The organism is Acinetobacter sp. ANC_7635, assembly GCF_056779945.1.
This window is the reverse complement of sequence record NZ_JBWYIS010000029.1, coordinates 1-647: the sequence shown is the minus strand read 5'-3', so window position 1 is coordinate 647 and position 647 is coordinate 1. Positions and strand designations below refer to the sequence as shown.

General features: G+C 46.8%; 2 protein-coding genes. Both read left to right on the top strand.

All coding sequences use genetic code 11. The features are described 5' to 3' along the window. On the top strand, positions 1-533 hold a 533-nt coding region (locus tag AC1M89_RS14725; RefSeq protein ID WP_481592551.1), incomplete at its 5' end, for a CoA-transferase. 23 nt (positions 534-556) lie between these two features. Beyond that, a partial coding sequence (locus tag AC1M89_RS14720) for a 3-oxoadipyl-CoA thiolase (RefSeq protein WP_039100412.1) occupies positions 557-647 on the top strand: 91 nt, incomplete at its 3' end.

Below are 647 nucleotides of genomic sequence, written 5' to 3'. Positions count from 1 at the left end.
CTGACAAAGATGTCTTTTTACATTCTGAAAATGGTTTATTGGCCTTTGGTCCACCCCCTGCGGAAGAAGACCGTGACCCTGAGTTAATTAATGCGGGTAAAGAGTTTGTAACCCTGCTTGAAGGCGGAGCTTTCTTCCATCATGGTGATTCATTTGCCATGATGCGTGGTGGTCATTTAGACATCGCGGTACTGGGTGCTTTCCAAGTCGCTGAAAATGGTGATCTTGCAAACTGGCATACCGGTGCACCTGATGCCATTCCTGCTGTGGGTGGTGCAATGGACTTAGCCGTGGGTGCGAAAAAAGTCTTTATTACCACCGATCATGTCACTAAAAAAGGCGAACCGAAAATCGTTGCTGAGCTGACTTATCCTGCGACAGGTTTGAAATGTGTGGACCGCATTTATACGGACCTTTGTGTGATTGATGTGACGGCAGATGGCATGAAAGTGATTGAGAAAGTTGAAGGCTTATCTTTTGAAGAGCTTCAATCGATGACGGGTGCCAAACTCATTGATGCCACTCAGGCTTAAGACTGGTTTTAGGATCATACACTATGAAAAACGCATACATCATTGATGCCATCCGTACGCCTTTTGGTCGTTATGCCGGTGGTTTGGCGCCTGTCCGTGCGGATGACTTAGGTG